This window comes from Cellulosimicrobium sp. CUA-896, from assembly GCF_001942335.1.
In the GTDB taxonomy this organism is placed as follows: domain Bacteria; phylum Actinomycetota; class Actinomycetes; order Actinomycetales; family Cellulomonadaceae; genus Cellulosimicrobium.
In genome coordinates this window covers 1-18,947 of sequence record NZ_MKKH01000044.1, presented here as the reverse complement: position 1 = coordinate 18,947, position 18,947 = coordinate 1, and the positions used below count along the sequence as shown (strand labels likewise).

Annotated in this window: 13 protein-coding genes and 6 pseudogenes; 2 read left to right on the top strand and 17 right to left on the bottom strand. The window is 74.5% G+C overall.

Translation table 11 applies throughout. The annotated features are described in order from the left end of the window. Window positions 1-15: 15 nt before the first annotated feature. From nuoH to BJF88_RS13080, 9 genes and pseudogenes are all read right to left on the bottom strand, one after another. A pseudogene (gene nuoH / locus BJF88_RS13120) lies at window positions 16-1,406 on the bottom strand (NADH-quinone oxidoreductase subunit NuoH). Beyond that, a complete protein-coding gene (locus BJF88_RS13115; protein WP_075829147.1) occupies window positions 1,403-4,018 on the bottom strand; it encodes an NADH-quinone oxidoreductase subunit G in 2,616 nt (871 codons plus the stop codon). The pseudogene nuoH and the gene BJF88_RS13115 overlap by 4 nt, the downstream one beginning before the upstream one ends. Then, window positions 4,018-5,391: an NADH-quinone oxidoreductase subunit NuoF gene (gene nuoF / locus BJF88_RS13110; protein WP_075829145.1), complete on the bottom strand. Its 1,374-nt coding sequence runs from the start codon at window positions 5,389-5,391 to the stop codon at window positions 4,018-4,020. The genes BJF88_RS13115 and nuoF overlap by 1 nt, the downstream gene beginning before the upstream one ends. Before the next feature lie 265 nt (window positions 5,392-5,656). Continuing rightward, window positions 5,657-6,433: pseudogene (gene nuoE, locus BJF88_RS13105) on the bottom strand (NADH-quinone oxidoreductase subunit NuoE); the annotation flags it as partial. Then, window positions 6,430-7,796, bottom strand: a pseudogene (locus BJF88_RS13100) (NADH-quinone oxidoreductase subunit D). The pseudogenes nuoE and BJF88_RS13100, both read right to left, overlap by 4 nt. Continuing rightward, window positions 7,793-8,600: pseudogene (locus BJF88_RS13095) on the bottom strand (NADH-quinone oxidoreductase subunit C). The pseudogenes BJF88_RS13100 and BJF88_RS13095 overlap by 4 nt, the downstream one beginning before the upstream one ends. Further along, window positions 8,597-9,148 (bottom strand): NADH-quinone oxidoreductase subunit B family protein, encoded by a 552-nt coding sequence (locus BJF88_RS13090; protein ID WP_075829143.1) that lies wholly within the window; start codon window positions 9,146-9,148, stop codon window positions 8,597-8,599. Before BJF88_RS13090 ends, BJF88_RS13095 begins: the two are co-directional and overlap by 4 nt. 58 nt (window positions 9,149-9,206) lie before the next feature. Further along, a complete protein-coding gene (locus BJF88_RS13085; protein ID WP_069387233.1) occupies window positions 9,207-9,569 on the bottom strand; it encodes an NADH-quinone oxidoreductase subunit A in 363 nt (120 codons plus the stop codon). Window positions 9,570-9,683: 114 nt separating this feature from the next. Next, window positions 9,684-10,985 carry a geranylgeranyl reductase family protein gene (locus BJF88_RS13080; protein WP_369824606.1) on the bottom strand — a complete coding sequence of 434 codons (1,302 nt, stop codon included), beginning with the start codon at window positions 10,983-10,985 and terminating at the stop codon, window positions 9,684-9,686. 354 nt (window positions 10,986-11,339) lie between these two features. On the opposite strand from BJF88_RS13080, the gene BJF88_RS22285 reads away from it, so the two are divergent. Continuing rightward, window positions 11,340-11,558, top strand: coding sequence for a DUF3024 domain-containing protein (locus tag BJF88_RS22285; RefSeq protein WP_369824616.1), 219 nt, complete (start codon window positions 11,340-11,342; stop codon window positions 11,556-11,558). 137 nt (window positions 11,559-11,695) lie between these two features. Here BJF88_RS22285 and BJF88_RS22280 read toward each other — a convergent pair. From BJF88_RS22280 to BJF88_RS13065, 4 genes and pseudogenes are all read right to left on the bottom strand, one after another. Beyond that, a pseudogene (locus BJF88_RS22280) lies at window positions 11,696-12,202 on the bottom strand (nucleotidyl transferase AbiEii/AbiGii toxin family protein); the annotation flags it as partial. After that, a complete protein-coding gene (locus BJF88_RS22275) occupies window positions 12,199-12,435 on the bottom strand; it encodes a hypothetical protein (RefSeq protein WP_255372030.1) in 237 nt (78 codons plus the stop codon). The pseudogene BJF88_RS22280 and the gene BJF88_RS22275, both read right to left, overlap by 4 nt. A 135-nt stretch (window positions 12,436-12,570) precedes the next feature. Further along, window positions 12,571-12,729 (bottom strand): annotated as a pseudogene (locus tag BJF88_RS22270) (helix-turn-helix transcriptional regulator); the annotation flags it as partial. 160 nt (window positions 12,730-12,889) lie between these two features. Then, window positions 12,890-13,588 carry a demethylmenaquinone methyltransferase gene (locus tag BJF88_RS13065; protein ID WP_075829230.1) on the bottom strand — a complete coding sequence of 233 codons (699 nt, stop codon included), beginning with the start codon at window positions 13,586-13,588 and terminating at the stop codon, window positions 12,890-12,892. Window positions 13,589-13,711: 123 nt separating this feature from the next. Between BJF88_RS13065 and BJF88_RS13060 the strand changes: the two genes are divergently transcribed. Continuing rightward, entirely contained in the window at window positions 13,712-15,109 is a 1,398-nt protein-coding gene (locus BJF88_RS13060; protein WP_075829137.1) for an isochorismate synthase MenF, read from the top strand. Between the two features lie 135 nt (window positions 15,110-15,244). Here BJF88_RS13060 and BJF88_RS22265 read toward each other — a convergent pair whose 3' ends face one another. The 4 genes from BJF88_RS22265 to BJF88_RS22250 all read right to left on the bottom strand — a co-directional run. After that, complete coding sequence (locus BJF88_RS22265; protein WP_075829136.1) at window positions 15,245-15,745, bottom strand: S1C family serine protease; 501 nt, start codon at window positions 15,743-15,745, stop codon at window positions 15,245-15,247. Beyond that, a complete protein-coding gene (locus BJF88_RS22260; RefSeq protein WP_075829134.1) occupies window positions 15,742-16,920 on the bottom strand; it encodes a S1C family serine protease in 1,179 nt (392 codons plus the stop codon). Before BJF88_RS22260 ends, BJF88_RS22265 begins: the two co-directional genes overlap by 4 nt. A gap of 187 nt (window positions 16,921-17,107) precedes the next feature. Beyond that, window positions 17,108-18,016: a 2-succinyl-5-enolpyruvyl-6-hydroxy-3-cyclohexene-1-carboxylate synthase gene (locus BJF88_RS22255; protein ID WP_255372017.1), complete on the bottom strand. Its 909-nt coding sequence runs from the start codon at window positions 18,014-18,016 to the stop codon at window positions 17,108-17,110. Then, a partial coding sequence (locus BJF88_RS22250) for a thiamine pyrophosphate-binding protein (RefSeq protein WP_255372016.1) occupies window positions 17,980-18,947 on the bottom strand: 968 nt, incomplete at its 5' end. The genes BJF88_RS22250 and BJF88_RS22255, both read right to left, overlap by 37 nt.

The following is an 18,947-nucleotide window of genomic DNA, read 5'->3' as shown; positions in this document are numbered from 1 at the left end:
CCGGGCTGTCGCTCCTCAGGCACGGTCGACCTCCTTGTCGTGGGGCGTGCTCCCGCCCGGGCCGGACGCTCCGGCCGGGCGGGCGTCGTCGTCGGGCACGAGGGCGCGGCGGCGCGGGGACGGGGGGAGCGACTGGCCGGGCAGCGGCGGGACGGGGAACCCGCCCGCGAACGCGTCGAACGGCTCGCCCGGGGTCCCCGCCGTGGTGGCGGACGTGCTGCCCGACGCCGCGCGGCCTGCCGCACCGCGGCCCGCGTCCGGCTCCTTCTGCGGCCAGAACCACACGGCGGCGACGACGAGCACCGCGACGCCGGCGCCGATGCCGACCACGAGGCGCGTGTCGACCTCGCCGAACTGGCGCAGACCCTGCACCACCGACAGGAGCACGACCCAGCCGAGCGCGGCCGGGATGAGCACCTTCCAGCCGAACGACATGAACTGGTCGTAGCGCAGGCGCAGCAGCGTGCCGCGCACCCACACGAACACGAACATGAAGGCCCACATCTTCGCGAGGAACCAGAGGATCGGCCACCAGCCCTCGTTGAACATGCCGTCGTTGATCGCCGAGAGCGGCCACGCGCCCGCCAACCCCCGAAGAACAGCGTCGTCGCGATCGCCGAGACGTTGATCATGTTGATGTACTCCGCGAGGAAGAACCACGCGAACTTCATCGACGAGTACTCGGTCATGTAGCCCGAGACGAGCTCGCCCTCGGCCTCGGGCAGGTCGAACGGCAGGCGGTTCGTCTCGCCGATCATCGAGATGACGTAGATGACGAACGCGGGCAGCAGCGGCAGGAACCACCACAGCGGGGTCTGCGAGTCGACGATCTGCGAGGTCGACATCGACCCGGCCATGATGAACACCGACACGAGCGACAGGCCCATCGCGAGCTCGTAGCTGATGACCTGCGCCGTCGAGCGCACCGAGCCGAGCAGCGGGTACGTCGATCCCGACGACCAGCCGCCGAGCACGATCCCGTACACGCCGAGCGCGGCGCACGCGAGGATGTAGAGCACGGCGACGGGGAAGTCGGTGAGCTGCGCCGGCGTCACGTAGTCGGTGAACGGGATCCGCACCTCGGGGCCGAACGGGATGACGGCGAACACGAGGAGCGAGCAGAACACCGAGATCATCGGCGCCAGCAGGTAGACGAACTTGTCCGCGGCCCTGACGGTGATGTCCTCCTTGAGCAGGAGCTTCATCGCGTCCGCGAGCGACTGGAGCAGGCCGAACGGGCCGTGCCAGTTCGGCCCGGGGCGCACCTGCATCCGCGCGACGACCTTGCGCTCGAACCAGATCGCGACCAGCACGCTCGTCAGCAGGAAGACGATGATGAGCACGGCCTTGACGAGGTACGTCCAGCCGTTGTCCTGCGAGAAGTCCGCGGCGACGCCCGGGATCATGCGCCCTCCCCTCCTGCGACGAGTGCCGCGCCCACGTCGGCCGGCGCGAGCGTGACGACGTCGCCCGGCACGGCGCCGAGCGTCGCGTGCACCTGCGACCCGGCGGAGCGCAGCGGCAGCCACACCACGTGGTCGACCATGTCCGTGACGACGACCGGGAGCGTGATCGCGCCCCGGTCGGTGCCGACGCGCAGCAGCTCGCCGTCGAACACGTCCACCGCGGCGGCCGTCGTCGCCGACAGGCGCGCGACCGGCCGTTTCGCCGTCCCCGCGAGGTAGCGCTCGCCGTCCTGGCCGCGGCCGTCGTCGAGCATGAGGCGCCAGCTCGCGAGCACCGCCGTGCCCGGCGCGACGGCGGGCGGCTCGGTCGCGGGCACGTCGGGGGCGGCGACGCGCGCACCGTCCCACGCGGCGAGCTGCGCGAGCTCCGCGCGCACCTCCTCGACCGTGGCGAGCCCCAGGGACGTGCCCGCCGCGTCGGCGAGCGCGTCGAGCACCCGGTGGTCGGCCATGGCGGTCGACCCGAGGGCCGCGGGGAACGGCCGCAGCCGCCCCTCCCAGCTCCAGAACGAGCCCGCCTTCTCGACGGGCGGCGCGACGGGCAGGACGACGTCGGCCAGCTCGGTGACCGCCGAGCGGCGCACCTCCAGGCTCACGACGACGTCCGCCGCCGCCAGGGCACGCAGCGCGTGCGCCGGGTCGGGCAGGTCGTCCGGCTCGAGCCCGCCGACGAGCACGCCGGAGAGCTGCCCGACGGAGAGCGCGTCGAGGACGTCGGTGGCGTCGCGCCCCGGTGCCGCGGGCAGGTCGCCGGCGTCGACGCCCCAGACCGCGGCGAGGTCCACCCGCGCGCCCGGGTCGTCGACCGGGCGCCCGCCCGGCAGGAGGTTCGGCAACGTGCCGACCTCCACGCCGCCGCGCTCCCCCGCACGGCGCGGGACCCACGCCAGTCGCGCGCCGGTCGCCGCCGCCGCCCGGAGCACGGCGCTGTACCCGCCGGGCGTCGCCGCGAGGCGCTCGCCGACGAGGATCACCGCGCCCGGCGAGCGCAGCGCGTCGCTCGCGTCGGCCAGCCCGTCCTCGGCGCCCGCCGCCTCGTCGAGCGTGCGGACGCGGTCGCCCGTCGCGATGCCGTCCAGCCACTCCGCCTCGGTACCCGGCGCGGCGCGCAGCAGCGTGCCGTGCACCCGTTCGAGCCCGCGCGTCGCGTACGGCGCGAGCGCGAAGACCCGGACGCCGTGGCGCAGCGCGCCCTTGCGCAGGCGCAGGAACGTGACCCCGGCCTCCTCCTCCGCCTCGAGGCCGACGAGGAGCACCGCGGGCGCCCGCTCCAGCTCGGCCAGCGTCACACCGATGCCGCTCCCGGCGACGGCGTGCCCGAGGAACGCGGCCTCCTCGGCGCTGTGCACGCGCGCACGGTGGTCGACGTCGTTCGTGCGCAGGACCACGCGCGCCAGCTTGGCGTAGGCGTACGCGTCCTCGACCGTGAGCCGTCCGCCCGGCAGGACCGCGACCCCGCCCGCGTCCCGTGCCCGCACCAGCGCGTCGGCCGCGACCTCCAGGGCCTCGGCCCACGACGCGGGCCGCAGCTCGCCGCGCACGACGTGCCCGTCCGGCGCGACCTCCCGGTCGCGGACCAGCGGGTGCGTGAGCCGGTCGGGCGCCGACTGCCACGTGAACGCGAACCGGTCCTTGTCGGTGATCCACTCCTCGTTGACCACCGGGTCGTCGCCCGCGAGGCGTCGCAGCACGACGCCGCGGCGGTGGTCGACCCGGATCGCGCTCCCGCACGCGTCGTGCTCGGCGACCGACGGCGTCGAGACGAGGTCGAACGGCCGCGACCGGAACCGGTAGGCCGCACCGGTGAGCGCGCCCACCGGGCAGATCTGCACCGTGTTGCCGGAGAAGTAGGAGGCGAACGGCTGCCCGGACTCGTCCTCGAGCGCGAGGCCCACCGGACGGTCGCCCGGCGTCTCGCCCGCGGGGGCCGCGAAGTCCAGCACCGCCTCGTCGAACCGGCCGATCTGCTGCGCCGCACCGCGCTTCTGCAGGTCGATGAACGCGTCGCCCGCGATCTCCTTCGAGAAGCGCGTGCAGCGCTGGCACAGCACGCACCGCTCGCGGTCGAGCAGGATCGTCGTCGACACGGCGATCGGCTTGGGGAACGTGCGCTTGACGTCCACGAAGCGCGTCGTGGCCCGACCGTTGCTCATCGCCTGGTTCTGCAGCGGGCACTCCCCGCCCTTGTCGCACACCGGGCAGTCGAGCGGGTGGTTGATGAGCAGCATCTCCATGATGCCGTGCTGCGCCTTGTCCGCGACGGGGCTCGTGCGCTGCGTGCGCACGACCATGCCGGGCGTCGCCTCGAGCGTGCACGACGCCTGCGGCTTCGGCATGGGCCGCAGGTTGCCCTCGCGGTCCGGCGCCTCGACCTCGACGAGGCACTGCCGGCAGGCGCCCGCGGGCGCCAGCAGGGGGTGGTCGCAGAACCGCGGGATCTGGATGCCGAGCTGCTCCGCGGCACGGATGACGAGCGTGCCCTTCGGCACGGACGTCTCGATGTCGTCGATGGTGAACGACACGTGGTCGCCGGGCGGCGTGGACGTCGTCATCAGTGGACTCCTGCCGTGAGGGCGGGGGCGGCCGGGCGCCGCGGCGTGTGGTCGAACAGCGCCGACGCCGACGGGTCGAACGGGCACGCACCCTGCGCGATGTGCGCCTCGTACTCGTCGCGGAAGAGCTGGATGCTGCTCGTCACCGGCGACGTCGCGCCGTCGCCCAGCGCGCAGAACGCGCGGCCGAGGATGTTGTCGCACGTGTCGAGGAGCAGGTCGAGGTCGCCCTGGGTGCCCTGCCCCGCCTCGATGCGGTGCAGCACCTGCTTCATCCAGAACGTCCCCTCACGGCACGGCGTGCACTTGCCGCACGACTCGTGCGCGTAGAAGTCCGTCCAGCGGCTCACGGCACGCACGACGCACACCGTCTCGTCGAAGATCTGCAGGGCGCGCGTGCCGAGCATCGACCCCGCCTTCGCGACCGACTCGTAGTCCAGCGGGGTGTCGAGGTGCTCCGCGGTGAACAGCGGCGTCGACGACCCGCCGGGGGTCCAGAACTTCAGGGACCTCCCGCCGCGCACGCCGCCCGCCAGGTCGAGCAGCTCGCGCAGCGTCGTGCCGAGCGGCGCCTCGTACTGGCCCGGCCGCGTGACGTGGCCGGACAGCGAGAACAGCCCGAAGCCCGCCGAGCGCTCCGTGCCCATCGACGTGAACCAGTCCGCGCCGTGCGCCACGATCGACGGCACGCTCGCGATCGACTCCACGTTGTTCACCACCGTGGGCCGCGCGTACAGGCCCGCGACCGCCGGGAACGGCGGCTTGAGCCGCGGCTGGCCGCGCAGCCCCTCGAGCGAGTCGAGCAGCGCCGTCTCCTCGCCGCAGATGTACGCGCCCGCGCCCGCGTGGACCGTGACGTCGAGGTCGAAGCCCGATCCGAGCACGTCGGTGCCGAGGAACCCGGCCTCGTACGCCTCCTCGACCGCGCGCAGCAGGCGCCGGTACACGTGCAGCACCTCGCCGCGCACGTAGATGAACGCGTGCGTGCACCCGATCGCGTACGACGTGATCGCGACGCCCTCCACGAGCGCCTGCGGGCTCGCCATCATGAGCGGGATGTCCTTGCACGTCCCGGGCTCCGACTCGTCCGCGTTGACGACGAGGTAGCGCGGACCGCCGTCCGGCGGCGGCAGGAACCCCCACTTCATGCCCGTGGGGAACCCGGCTCCCCCGCGCCCGCGCAACCCCGACGCCTTGACCGTCGCGACGACGTCCCCCGGCTCCTGGGTCAGCGCCGCCCGCAGGCCCGCGTACCCGCCGTGGTCGAGGTACGCCTGGAGCGTCCACGACCGCTCGGCGTCCCACGTCTGCGACAGCACGGGCGTCAACGGGTCCGGCGCCGGTCGGGGCGCGCGGTCGGTCTGCTCGCTCATGCGTCCTCCTCCGTGCCCGACGCCGGACGCTCGTCCGGGCTCGACGCGTCACCCTCGCGCTCCGGCGTCCCGGGCTTGCCGCCCTCGGCGGTGTCCTCCGGCGTGACCGGCGGTCGGTCCGCGCTCGACTGCTCCTCGCCCGGCTCTGGGGTGACGCCGCCTGGGCTGGGCTCGCCTCCGGCGGGTGAGGCGGCGTCGGCGCTCGGGCTACCATCCGGAGCCTCGTTCCTCGGGCTCCTCCCGCCAGGCCCGCCACGCCCTTCGCCCCCGACGCCGCCTCCCCCGCCTCTGCGTCCGTCTCGCCTTCCGCTGGGAGCAAGGCCTGGTCGGCACCGGGGGCGGTCCAGCCGTGCTCGCGCGCGAGGCGCAGGCCGGCGAGGGTGGGCTCGCCGGCACCGACGCCCTCGTCGGCGCGGCCGTCGGTGAAGCCCGCGAGGACGCGGCTCATCTGCTTGAACGTGCAGACGCTCGCGGCCCCGCGCGTGGGGGCCACCTGCTCGCCGGCGCGGAGGCGGTCGACGACGTCGGTCGCGGACGCCGGGGTCTGGTTGTCGAAGAACTCCCAGTTGACCATCATCACCGGCGCGTAGTCGCAGGCCGCGTTGCACTCGATGCGCTCGAGCGTGACCGCGCCGTCGTCGGTGGTCTCGTCGTGGCCGACGCCGAGATGGTCGGCGAGCTCGTCGAAGATCGCGTCGCCACCCATGACCGCGCACAGCGTGTTCGTGCACACGCCCACCGTGTACGTGCCGTTGGGGTGGCGCTTGTACTGCGTGTAGAACGTCGCGACGGCCGAGACCTCGGCGGCCGTGAGGTCGAGCTGCTCGGCGCAGAACAGGATGCCGTCGCGCGAGACGTAGCCGTCCTCCGCCTGGACGAGGTGCAGCATCGGCAGCAGGGCCGACCGGGCCTGCGGGTACCGCGCCACGATCTGTGCGGCGTCGGCCGCGAGGCGCGCGTGCGTCCGCGGGTCGTAGCCCGGCCGCCGGCGCGCGCCGCCCGCGGGCGTGCCGTCCGTGACCGCTCCGGCGTCGGTCGTCATCGGTCCACCCCTCCCAGCACCGGGTCCAGGGACGCGACGGCGACGACGACGTCGGCCACCTGGCCGCCCTCGCACATCGCGGCCACGGCCTGGAGGTTGTTGAACGACGGGTCGCGGAAGTGCGCCCGGTAGGGGCGGGTGCCGCCGTCGGACACGACGTGCACGCCGAGCTCGCCGCGCGGGTGCTCGACGGTCTGCCACGCCTGGCCCACCGGCACCCGGAAACCCTCGGTCACGAGCTTGAAGTGGTGGATCAGGGCCTCCATCGAGGTGCCCATGATCTCCTTGATGTGCTCGAGCGAGTTGCCCTGGCCGTCGCTCGCGACGGCGAGCTGCGCGGGCCACGCGATCTTGCGGTCGCCCACCATCACCGGCTGCCCCGCGGTCGCCTCCAGCCGCTCGAGGCACTGCTCGACGATGCGCAGCGACTGGTAGCACTCCTCGATCCGCAGCACGACGCGGTCGTAGCAGTCGGCACCGTCGGACGTCGGGACGTCGAAGTCGTACGTCTCGTAGCCGCAGTACGGGTCGGTCTTGCGCACGTCGTACGGCAGGCCGGTCGAGCGCAGCACCGGGCCGGTGATGCCGAGGGCCATGCAGCCGGCGAGGTTGAGGTGGCCGACGCCGACCAGCCTGCCCTTGAAGATGGGGTTGGCGAGCATGAGGTCGCCGAGCTGGGCGAGGTAGCGCCGGATCAGCGGCTCGGCCGTCCGCACCTGCTCCACGAGGTCCGGCGGCACGTCCTGCGCGACGCCGCCGGGCCGCACGAACGCGTGGTTCATGCGCAGCCCCGTCACCGCCTCGAACACGCGCAGGATCTCCTCGCGCGCGTGAAGGCGATCGTCATGACGGTCGTGGCGCCCATCTCGTTGCCGCCCGTGCCGAGGCACACGAGGTGCGACGCGATGCGGTTGAGCTCCATGAGCAGGACGCGGATCACGCTCGCCCGCTCCGGCACGTCGTCGGTGATCCCGAGGAGCTTCTCGACGGCGAGGCAGTACGCCGTCTCCTGGGAGAACGGCGCGAGGTAGTCCATGCGGGTGCAGAACGTGACGCCCTGCGTCCACGTCCGGTACTCCATGTTCTTCTCGATGCCCGTGTGCAGGTAGCCGATGCCGCACCGCGCCTCGGTGACGGTCTCGCCGTCGATCTCGAGCATGAGGCGCAGCACGCCGTGCGTGGACGGGTGCTGCGGGCCCATGTTGACGACGATGCGCTCCTCGCCGAGCGCCGCGGCCGCGACCGCGCTCTCGGCGACCTCGGCCCAGTCGCCGCCCGACGCCTCGAAGCTCGGGACGCCCGGCTCGAAGTCGCCGACGGGCGGGCGCGTGGCGTGCGGCGTCCCGGTGGTGTGCGTGCTCACGAGTACGACCTCCTCGTGTCCGGCGGGGGCACGGTCGCGCCCTTGTACTCGACCGGGATCCGCCGAGCGGGTAGTCCTTGCGCTGCGGGTGGCCGGGCCAGTCGTCGGGCATCTCGATGCGCGCGAGCGACGGGTGGCCGTCGAAGACGATCCCGAAGAAGTCCCACGTCTCGCGCTCGTGCCAGTCGTTCGCCGGGTACACCGACGTGGTCGAGGGGACGTGGGGGTCGGCGTCCGGCACGGCGACCTCCAGCCGCAGGCGGCGCCCGTGCGTCACCGAGGTGAGGTGGTAGACGGCGTGCAGCTCACGACCGACGTCGTGGGGGAAGTGCACGCCGCTCACGCCGAGGCTGAGCTCGAAGCGCAGGTCCTGGTCGTCGCGCAGCGCCCGGCAGACCTCGACCAGGTGGTCGCGGTGCACGTGCAGGGTCAGCTCGGCGTGCGGGCCTGGCGGGTCGACGCTCACGTACTCGACCGCGTCCGCCGCGGAGGTGCCCGCCTCGGCGAGCACGACCGCGAGGGTGTCGACGACGTCGTCGAACCAGCCGCCGTACGGCCGGCTCGCGCGCCCGGCATGGCCACCGGCTGCACGAGGCCGCCGTACCCGGACGTGTCCCCCGAGCCCTGCGCGCCGAACATGCCGGTGCGCACCTCGACGACCTCGAGCGTGCGGGGCGCGTGCGAGCCCGGCACGAGGTCGGCCGAGCGCGGACCCTGGACCTCCTCCGGCTGCGGCACCGGCCTCGCCGCGCCCTGGCCCGGGCCGCTGCCGCCGCCCGGACCGCCGCCCGTGCCCGCGGTCATCGCAGCAGCCCCTTCATCCGGAACGTGGGCGTCGCCTCGAGCGCCGCGGCCTCGGCCGCGCGGGCTGCCTCCTTGCGGTTCACGCCGAGCGGCTCCTCGCGGATCTGCTCGTGCAGCGCGAGGATCGCGTTGATGAGCATCTCCGGGCGCGGCGGGCAGCCGGGCAGGTAGATGTCGACCGGCACGACGTGGTCGACGCCCTGCACGATCGCGTAGTTGTTGAACATGCCGCCGCTGGAGGCGCACACGCCCATCGACAGCACCCACTTGGGCTCGCTCATCTGGTCGTAGACCTGCCGCACGACCGGGGCCATCTTCTGGCTCACGCGGCCGGCGACGATCATGAGGTCCGCCTGGCGCGGCGAGGCGCGGAACACCTCCATGCCGAACCGCGACAGGTCGAACCGGGACGCGCCGGCGGCCATCATCTCGATCGCGCAGCACGCCAGGCCGAACGTCACGGGCCACAGCGACGCCTTGCGGAAGTAGCCCGCGAGGTCCTCGACGGTCCCGAGCACGAAGCCCGAGGGAGCTTCCTCGATCCCCATGGTTGTCCTCCTGGTGCCTGCTAGCAGTGCGGACGTGCGCGGTGCGTGCCGGTGGCGGTCAGTCCCACTCCAGCCCCCCGCGGCGCCACTCGTAGACGAACGGGACGGTGATGAGCGCGAGGAACGCGAGCATCGCGACGAGGCCGAACGTGGCGAGCGTCGCGAAGTCCACCGCCCACGGGTAGAGGAAGACCACCTCGATGTCGAAGACGATGAACGTCATGGCGACGAGGTAGTACTTGATCGGGAAGCGCCCGCCGCCGACGGCGTGGGGCGTGGGCTCGATGCCGCACTCGTACGCGTCCAGCTTGGCCCGGTTGTAGCGCTTCGGGCCGATGACCGCGCTGGCCACGACCCCGCCCAGGGCGAGCACGGCGGCCACGCCCATGAGGACGAGAAGCGGGACGTACGGGTTGGTCATCGCGTACTCCTCGAGTGGGGGCTCGGGATCCCCGGACGACGTCGTCCGGGGTCACGGTGGGGGAAGTGATGGGGCGTCGTTGCCGTTGCTCACCTGCCGGCCCGGGTCAGGGGCTCATGACGACGGCACCACCTTCGTCAGGCCCGCGATGACGCGGTCGACCCAGTCGCCGCCGCGGGGCTCGTAGCAGTCGGACAGGAGCTTGAGGACGAACCGCATGACGACCGGGCGGGGCAGCCCGTACCGCGTGCAGATCCGCATGATCTCGGGGTGCTCGATGAGCTTCACGAAGTAGCGCCCGAGCGTGTAGTACCCGCCGAGCTCGCGGTGCATCGTGCGCGCGTAGGTCTGCAGCGCGCGCTCGCGCCCGGCCCCGGTGCCGCGCGCGAGGGCCTGCGCGACGACGTCCGCCGCCGTCCGGCCGGCCTGCATCGCGTACGCGATGCCCTCGCCGTTGAACGGGCTCACCATGCCGCCGGAGTCGCCGACGAGCAGGACGCCCTTCGTGTACAGCGGCGTGCGGTTGAAGCCCATCGGGAGGGCGGCGCCGCGCACCGGTGCGAGGCGGTTCTCCTCCGCGAGCTCCCACGCGGGTGGGGCGTTGCGCAGCCACCGCGCGAAGACGTCCTTGTGGTCGACGCCCGACGCCGACTGCCGCGCCGGCGTCGAGCTCACCGAGCCGAGGCCGACGTTCGCCGTGCCGTCGCCGAGCGCGAAGATCCAGCCGTACCCGGGCAGCAGGTTCGAGCGGCCCGGGGCGCCGTCCCAGAGCTCCAGGTGCGACTCCATCCAGGCGTCGTCGTGGCGCGGTGTGCGGTAGTACGAACGCACGGCGACGCCCATCGGGCGGTCCTCGCGCTTGGCCAGGCCGAGCGCGAGCGCGAACCGGGACGACACGCCGTCGGCGGCGACCACCACGGGCGCACGGTACGTCACGTCGTCGCCCGCGCGGCGTCCCCGGTCGTCGACCGGCCGGGCGGTGACGCCGACGACCCGCCCGGTGCGGTCGTCGAGCACCGGGCCCGTGACGGTCGTCCGCTCGAGGAGCTTCGCGCCGTTGCGCTGCGCGTGCTCCGCGAGCGTGCGGTCGAACGAGTGCCGGGCGCGCGCCATGCCGTAGCTCGGGTAGGAGGCCAGGTCCGGCCACGCGAGCTCCCACGACCGGCCGCCCGCGACGACGCGCAGACCGTGGTTGCGGATCCACCCGTCGTCCTCGCGCGCGGTGACGCCCATGCGGACCAGCTCGGCGACCGCGCGCGGGGTCAGCCCGTCGCCGCAGATCTTGTCGCGGGGGAACGCCGACTTCTCCAGCAGCAGGACCTCGAGGCCCGCGGCGGCGCAGTAGTGGGCAGCGGCCGACCCCGCGGGGCCCGCACCCACGACGATGACGTCGGCGTCATCGCGGCTGCCGCGCACGTCCTCACCTCGCTGCCCGGTCGTCGGAACACTCTCGAAGCTCATGCACACCACCGTCCCCCGCCCTCGGGGCACGGCACCTCCGCCGCCCTTGTGAAGTCGATCACAATGCGACATCCGTCACTCTAGTCACACGCGACGCAGGATGTGTAGCAAGGCGAACCTTCCTTGGCCGAGTCGTGACCGAGGTCCCGGGGCGGTCCCGGTCCCGCACCGGTCTGACCTGCACGGGCGCGACCGCCGGCGCAGGCCGACCCACCCCTCGGGGCCGTCGACCTCCACCACGCGGGCGCCCGGCGGGACGACGCGGCGGACCCGCCGTGGGACGGCGTCGACGAGTACACGCGCTCCCCCATCGCGCGGCTGCGGTGGACGCAGACGACCGGGCAGTGGTCGCTGTGCTGGCGCGACCGCGACCTACGCTTCCACGAGTGCGACCGCAAGCGCCCGACGAGGAACGACCAGTCGCTGCTCGACCACGCCGGCAGCCACGACGACCCGATCCTGTGGTGGTGGACGCGCCAGCGGGTCACGGTTCCGCTACGGCGCATCTGGCTTCGCCATCCGGCGTAGAACTCACGCAGGGAGCGAACCTGGTCGGGCTCCATGGGGAGTCGCGAGTCCGAGATGCGATCGAGCGCGCCGAGCATGTCGGCGAGGACACTCGCGTCGAAGCCGGAGTCACGTTCCCCGGCGAGCTGGAGGAGCCGCTCCGTGCCGAACCGCTGCGCGAGCTCGAACACGTCGACGAAGTCACGCGGCGCTGCCCGGCCGAAGAGAGCGAGGAGCTTCTGTCCGGCGCTCTCCTCGAGCGCGATCGTCGGCCCCAGGAACGTGACGGTCGGCGGCAGCAGCGGAGGCGAGTCCACAGCGAGGTCGACGACCAGCTCGTGCGCGTCGACGATCACCGACATGCGCACGAACGTCGCGCTCGACCGGTGCGTCTGCACGCCCCACCCGCGCAGACGGGCCGCCTCGGTCAGCTGCTGAGCAGCGCGCTGAACCCCGTCGTCGTCCGCCGCGACGAACAGGTCGAGATCGTCCGTGAAGCGTTCCACCACGCCGTGAGCGATCAGTGCAGCACCGCCCGCGACGACGAAGCCGCGAGACGCGGGCAGGTCGAAGAACGCCTCGGCCACCAGAAGATGGGCGCTCGACAGACCGTGCGCAGCCGGTCCGTTCGGCCCGGCATCCGAGCCCGCCGGTTCTCGGTTCATGCTGCGCGACCTCGGACGGAGTCGATCACGGGCTGCCACGCGGAGCGAACCGGCGGTGGCAGCCACATGGTGTCCCACATCGCGACGAGGAGCACACCGTCGACGTACTCCTCGATGTCATCGGGTTCGCCTTCGGCGAGGACGGCTGCGTACACCTCCGCACGGTCGTCGGCATCGGCGAGGTCGAACTCGTCGCGCGCCGCGGACCAGAACAACCGCCGCGGCAGTCGCACGCGTCGCAACGCGCGTTCCGCCGACTGCCGCGGGAGCTCGTCAGGGACCCAGACGGTTCGACCCCGGTCGGTCTCGTGGCGGCGGTACTGCGGGCCTGCCGACACCACGTCGATCCGATGATCCGTAGCGCGCAGGAGCCGAGCAAAGGTCTCGACCGTCGGGTTCTTGCGCCCGTTCTCGTACGCGGACACCGTGGGCCGCGACGTCCCTGCCCTCCGGGCGAGCTCACCAGCGCTGAGGCCGCTCCGCAGCCTCGCACGCCGCAGCAAGGCGCCTGGACGCACCGTATCCATGCGGATACGGTAACTCTTGGGATACCCGCACCGCCAGCGCCTCCCGTGCCGACGTCTCGCGAGACCGCCTCGCGCATGCCTGACTCGAGACCGCCCTGCACGGCGTCAGATCGGCCCCGAAGGCCGATCGCACTGCGCGCGGGCGATCTCCCTCAACAGGTCATGCGGCGGGGCGTGTCCCCCGGTGCAGCGCGACGATGCCGCCGGACAGGTTGCGGTACCCGACGCGCGACCAGCCGGCGCGCAGCAGCAGGCGCCCGAGGCCCTCCTGGTCGGGCCAGGCGGCGATCGACTCGGCGAGGTACTCGTACGAGCCGCCCTCGCGCGTGACGGCCGACGCGATGCGCGGCAGCGCCTTGACGAGGTACTCCTGGTACAGCGTGCGGAAAGGTCCCCACGTCGGCGTGGAGAACTCGCAGATCACGACGCGGCCGCCGGGCCGCACGACGCGCAGCATCTCGCGCAGCCCGGCCTCGGTGTCGACGACGTTGCGCAGCCCGAACGAGATCGTCACGGCGTCGAACGTCGCGTCGGCGAACGGCAGGCGCGTCGCGTCGCCGGCCACGAACGGCAGGTCCGGGCGGCGCTCCTTGCCGACCTGGAGCATCCCGATCGAGAAGTCGCACGGGACGACGCGCACGCCGTCGTCCGCGAACGGCTCCGACGACGTGCCCGTGCCCGCCGCGAGGTCGAGCACCTTCTCCCCCGGCAGCGCCCCGACGGCCCGCACGGTCGCGCGGCGCCACGCCCGGTCCTGGCCGAGCGACAGGATGTCGTTCGTCAGGTCGTAGCGGCGGGCGATCCCGTCGAACATCGACGCGACCTCGGTGGGCTTCTTGTCCAGGCTGGCGCGGGGCATGGCGCCCATGCTTCCACGACCCCGCGCCGACGGCGGCGCACCCCGGGACGCGCGACGGCGGGGCCGTCGTCGCGCTCGTCACACCGCCCGCAGCCGGACGCCGCCGCGCTTACGCTGGGGTCGATGACAGCAGAACCGTCGGCTCCCGCCACCGAACCCCACCCCCTGGTGGTGCGGACCACGCAGATCGACGACCTCCCGGGCGGCCTCACCGCGCTCGTGGACCTCCTGCCCGACGCGCGGCCCCTCACCTGGGTGCGGCGCGGCGACGGGATCGTCGGCTGGGGCGAGGCGCTGCGCCTCGAGACCTGGGGCCCGGGGCGGTTCGCCGACGCCGAGGCGGCGTGGCAGGAGACGCTCGCGCGCGCCGTCGTGCGCGACGAGGTCGGCGTGCCGGGGACCGGCCCGGTGGCGTTCGGCTCGTTCGCGTTCGACGACTCGGCCCCCGGGGACGACGCCCACGAGCCCGTGCGCGCGGGAGGCGCGCTCGTCGTCCCGCGCGTCGTCGTCGGGCGCCGGGACGGGCGCACGTGGCTCACGACCGTCGACACCGCCGGATCGCTGTCCTCCTCCCCTGCCGAGGCGCTCGCCCGCGCCTCCCGCACCCCGGTCTCGGCGCCCGGCGACGTGACGTGGCGCGACGGCGCGCTGCGGGCCGACGACTGGACCGACGTCGTCGCGGAGGGCGTCGAGCGCATCCGCGCGGGGGCGCTGGAGAAGGTCGTGCTCGCCCGCGACGTCGTCGCGCACACGAGCGAGCCCGTGGACCCGCGCTGGCTGCTGCGGCGGCTCGCCGCTTCCTACGAGGCCTGCTGGACGTTCTCGGTCGACGGCATGACCGGCGCGACGCCCGAGCTCCTGGTGCGCAGCGAGAAGGGTCTCGTGACGTCGCGCGTGCTCGCGGGCACGATCCGCCGCGCGGGCGCGTCCGACGACGAGGCCCTCCTGCGCGCGGCCCACCTCGCCCGGTCGTCGAAGGACCTCGAGGAGCACGAGTACGCCGTCGCGTCCGTGGCGCACGCGCTCGCGCCGTTCTGCTCGTCGATGAACGTCCCTGACGCGCCGTTCGTGCTCCACCTGCCGAACGTCATGCACCTCGCGTCGGACGTCACGGGCGTCCTCGCCCGCAGCGCGTCCGGGCGCGTCGGCCCCGGGCACGCGGGGAGCGGGCTCGCGGGGAGCGAGGGCCCCGACGCCGCCGGGCCGACGAGCCTCGCGCTCGCCGCCGCGCTCCACCCGTCGGCCGCCGTGTGCGGCACGCCGACGGGCGTCGCCCGCGAGCTCATCCGGGAGATCGAGGGCATGGACCGCGGTCGCTACGCCGGCCCGGTCGGCTGGCTCGGCGCGGACGGCGACGGCGAGTGGGGCATCGCGCTGCGCTCCGCCGAGCTCTCGTCCACCGACCCGCGCACCGTGCGGCTGTTCGCCGGGTGCGGGATCGTCGCGGCGTCGGACCCGGAGGCCGAGCTCGCCGAGTCCGAGGCCAAGCTCGAGCCCCTGCGGTACGCGCTCGGCAGCTGAGTCCGGTCCCCCGCGCCTCGGGCACGACGAACGGCCGCACGGAGGCGTGCTCCGTGCCGGCCGTGGTGGTGGCCGCCCGGGGGACGTCGGGCGACCACCGGTCCGGCGCGCGGGGGGACGCGCCGGAAGGGTGCGTCAGCCGCGACCGCCGAAGAACCAGTCGAACGGGTTGGGGACGTTGCCCGGGTCGGTCGGGTCCTGCTGACCCTGGTCGCCCTGACCCTGCTGGCCCTGGTCCTGCTGTCCCTGCTGGCCCTGGTCCTGCTGGCCCTGCTGGCCCTGCTGCGCGAGCTCGTCGTCCGCCGGGCGCGTCGCGAGCGTGACCTCGACGTCCTGCGCCGTGCCGTCGCGCACGACCGTCACGGTGGACGTCGCGCCGGCCGCGAGCTCGCGGACGAACGCGGTGAGCGACTCGGCACCACCGACGGCGTCGCCGTCGATCTCGACGATGACGTCGCCGGGCTCGATGCCGGCCTCCGCGGCGGGCGAGCCGTCGGTGACGTCCTGGACCTCGGCGCCGCGGCGCGTGACGCCGTCGGCGGTCGCCGTCGCGTCGGACAGCGTGACGCCGAGGAACGCGTGCTCGGCGGTGCCGTTGTCGATGAGCTGCTCGCCGATGGAGCTCGCGAGGTTCACCGGGATGGCGAAGCCAGGCCGATCGAGCCGGACTGGCCGCCCCCGCTCGACAGGCTCGCGATCGACGACGTGATGCCGATGACGCGGCCCTGCGCGTCGAAGAGAGGACCGCCCGAGTTGCCGGGGTTGATCGCGGCGTCGATCTGGATGGCGTTGGTGACGACGGACGTGCCGCCCTCGGCGCCCGACGCGGAGACCGGCCGGTCGACGGCGGAGACGATGCCCGTCGTCGCGGTGTTCGCGAGGCCGAGCGGGTTGCCGACCGCGAGCACCGACTCGCCGACGGTCACGTCCTCGGAGTCGCCCAGCGTCGCGGGCTGCAGGTCGGCCGGGGCGTCCTTCAGCTGCACGACGGCGAGGTCGGTGGCCGGGTCGAGCCCGACGATCGTCGCCTCGAACAGGCGCCCGTCGCTGAGGGTGACCTGGACGGTGTCGTCCACGGCGCCCTCAACGACGTGGTTGTTCGTCAGCACGTGACCCTCGGTGTCGATGACGACGCCGGAGCCCTCGCCGCCGCCCGCCTCCGTCTGCACCTGGATCGCGACGACCGCCGGCGCGACGGCCTGCGTCACGGCCTCCCAGTCGGGGTTCTGCGACGACGAGCTCGACACCGGCGCGGCGGTCGTCTCGCGCTGCTGGCCGACCTCGGCGAGGGAGCTGGTGGTGCCGTCGTCGTCGAGCGCGACGACGAGACCGGCGGTCCCGACGCTCGCGACCACCGCGGCCGCGGCGGCGGCGCTCACGACCGGCACCCAGGCGCGACGGCGGCCGCTCGGCTCGCCGCTCGTGGCCGGGGCCGGCGGGGCGGGCGGCACGGACCCGGGTGCTCCGGGAGCCGCGTGGCCCGTGTGGCTTGTGTGGCCCGCGGGCGGGGCGTAGGGGTTCGACGCGTGGGCCGACGCCGGTGCGTGGGTCGCCGCGGGCGCGTACGTCGGCGCCGGTGCGTGCGTCGGCGCCGGTGCGTGCGCCGTGGTGCCCTGCTGGGGCGCGTCCTGCGACGCGTGCGGCGCGTGCGCCGGCTCGAGCGGCTGCGTCGGGCGCAGCTGCGGGTGGTCCGACCCCTGGACCTGCGCGGCCGGCCGCGGGGCGCCGACGGCGTCCGGGCTCTGCGGCGTGGTGGGGGTGCTCGGCGTGGTGGACGTGCTCGACGTGGTGGGGTGATGTCGGTTCGACACGGTGGGCCTCCTCTGATCTCCCCCTACTCCACACCCCTGCGCTTGGGCGACGCTTGATCCTTCCTGAGAGTCCGCTGCGAGTTCTGGATCGGCTCCCTCGCGAGAGATGCGCTCGCGCACGAAAGATGCACTCCCACGCGCATCGCTCGCACCGGAGCGCATCACTCGGCCCGGTGCGGACCGCCCGTCAGCCCGCGAGCGCCGCGCGCACCGCGGCGCGGACCTGCTCGGCGAGCGCGGCCGCGGACCGGCGGCGGTCGTCGCGCGGGACGCGCACCTCGAGCACCTGGACCCCGTGGCTCGGGGCGGCGAGCGCGTGGCGGAGCGCCGCGACGTCGGGCACGAGCTGGTGGTCCACGCCGTACCCGGCGCACAGCGGCGCGAGGTTCGCGCCGTGCGGCGTCGCGAAGACGCGCTCGAACGTGCGCGCCGCCGCGACCGACGTCGCGCCGAGACCACCGGGCTCGAGCCCCGCGAAGATCGAGCCGCCGTCGTCGTTGACGACGACGAGCTGGAGGTCGACGTGCGGCTCGTGCGGTCCGCGCAGCAGCCCGCCGACGTCGTGGAGGAAGGTCAGGTCGCCGAGCAGCGCGCGTGCGCGCGGACGGTCGGCCCCCGCTCCGGCGGGCGCGGACCGCGCGACGGCGAGCGCGACGCCGATCGCCGTGGACACCGTGCCGTCGATCCCGGCGAGTCCGCGGTTGGCGAGGACCCGCGGGCCTGCCCACCCGCCCGGGTCGTCCGGGTGGACGTCGGGCGCGAGGAGCCCCGCGACGAGGTCGAGGTCGCGCACCGGACTGGACGAGCCCACGACGAGCACGTCCCGCGGCCTGCCCGCGCGGGCGACGGCGCGCGCGACGGACGGGCCGTCGACGACGGCGCCCGACGTCGCGCGGTCCACGGCGCCGGCGGCGGCCCGGCTCGCGGCGCGCCAGCGCTCGACGAACGCGTCGTCGACCGTGCTCGCGGGTGCGAGCCACCCGTCGGGGAGCGCCGGCAGCACCGTGCGGGCGTTGCGCGCGGCGTCGGGCCACGGTCCGGCGCCGGGCGCGACGACGGTCACCGCGACGTCGGGGCGGCCGAGGAGCCGCTGCACCGGGCGCGAGAGCGTCGGCCGCCGAGCACGACGACCGCCTCGACGTCGTCGACGAGCTCGGCCACGCCGAGGACGAGCGGGTGCGCGGCGACGGCCCGCGGCCCGCCCAGCGCCCCCGAGGACGGTTCGGCGAGCAGCGGCCAGCCGCGGGCCTCGGCGAGCGCGCGCGCGTCCGGGCCGGCGCCGTCGCCCGCCACGACGACGGTGCGCGCGCGGCGGCGGGACGTCCGGGGCGCGCACGAGCGCCGGGACGGCGACCGTGCGCCACGACGCGTCCCCGCCGTCCCCGGGGGCGCTATCCGGGACCGGCCCCGGCCGGTCGGTCTCCAGGGGGGCGGACGGCACGAGCGGCTCGCGGAACGCGAGGTCGAGGTGGACCGGCCCCGGGTGGCCGTCACGCGCGCCGGTCGCGGCGGCGAGCGCGCGCCCCGCGACCGCGAGCAGGTCGCGGACCTCGCCGGGGCGCCGTCGGGAGCGGGCGGGTCGACGGCGTACCGCACCGCCGGGCCGAACAGCCCCGCCTGGGCGGTCGTCTGGTTCGCGCCCGTGCCGCGCAGCTCGTGCGGGCGGTCGGCCGTGAGCAGCACGAGCGGCACGCCCGCGTGGTGCGCCTCCAGCACGGCGGGGTGCAGGTTCGCGACCGCCGTGCCGGACGTCGTCACGACGGCGACGGGCCGTGGGACGCGTACGCCCCCCGGCCGCTCGACCGGCTCGCTCCCCCGGGACAGCCCGAGCGCGAGGAAGGCCGCGGTCCGCTCGTCCACGCGCACGTGCAGCGTCAGCAGGCCCGCGTCCGCCGCGGCCGCGACCGCGTACGCGAGCGGTGCGGAGCGCGAGCCGGGCGCGAGCACGACGTCGCGCACGCCCTCGGCGACGAGGGCCGCGACCAGCGCGCGCGCGCCTCGACCGCCTGGCGGCTGCGCGGACCGGC

Bases quoted from the DNA above. Each gene is read 5' to 3' on its own strand.
- BJF88_RS13085 (WP_069387233.1), bottom strand. From the start codon at position 9,569: ATGACCAACCCGTACGTCCCGCTTCTCGTCCTCATGGGCGTGGCCGCC.
- BJF88_RS13065 (WP_075829230.1), bottom strand. From the start codon at position 13,588: ATGCCCCGCGCCAGCCTGGACAAGAAGCCCACCGAGGTCGCGTCGATG.
- nuoF (WP_075829145.1), bottom strand. From the start codon at position 5,391: ATGAGCGAGCAGACCGACCGCGCGCCCCGACCGGCGCCGGACCCGTTG.
- BJF88_RS13060 (WP_075829137.1), top strand. From the start codon at position 13,712: ATGACAGCAGAACCGTCGGCTCCCGCCACCGAACCCCACCCCCTGGTG.
- BJF88_RS13115 (WP_075829147.1), bottom strand. From the start codon at position 4,018: ATGACGACGTCCACGCCGCCCGGCGACCACGTGTCGTTCACCATCGAC.
- BJF88_RS13090 (WP_075829143.1), bottom strand. From the start codon at position 9,148: ATGGGGATCGAGGAAGCTCCCTCGGGCTTCGTGCTCGGGACCGTCGAG.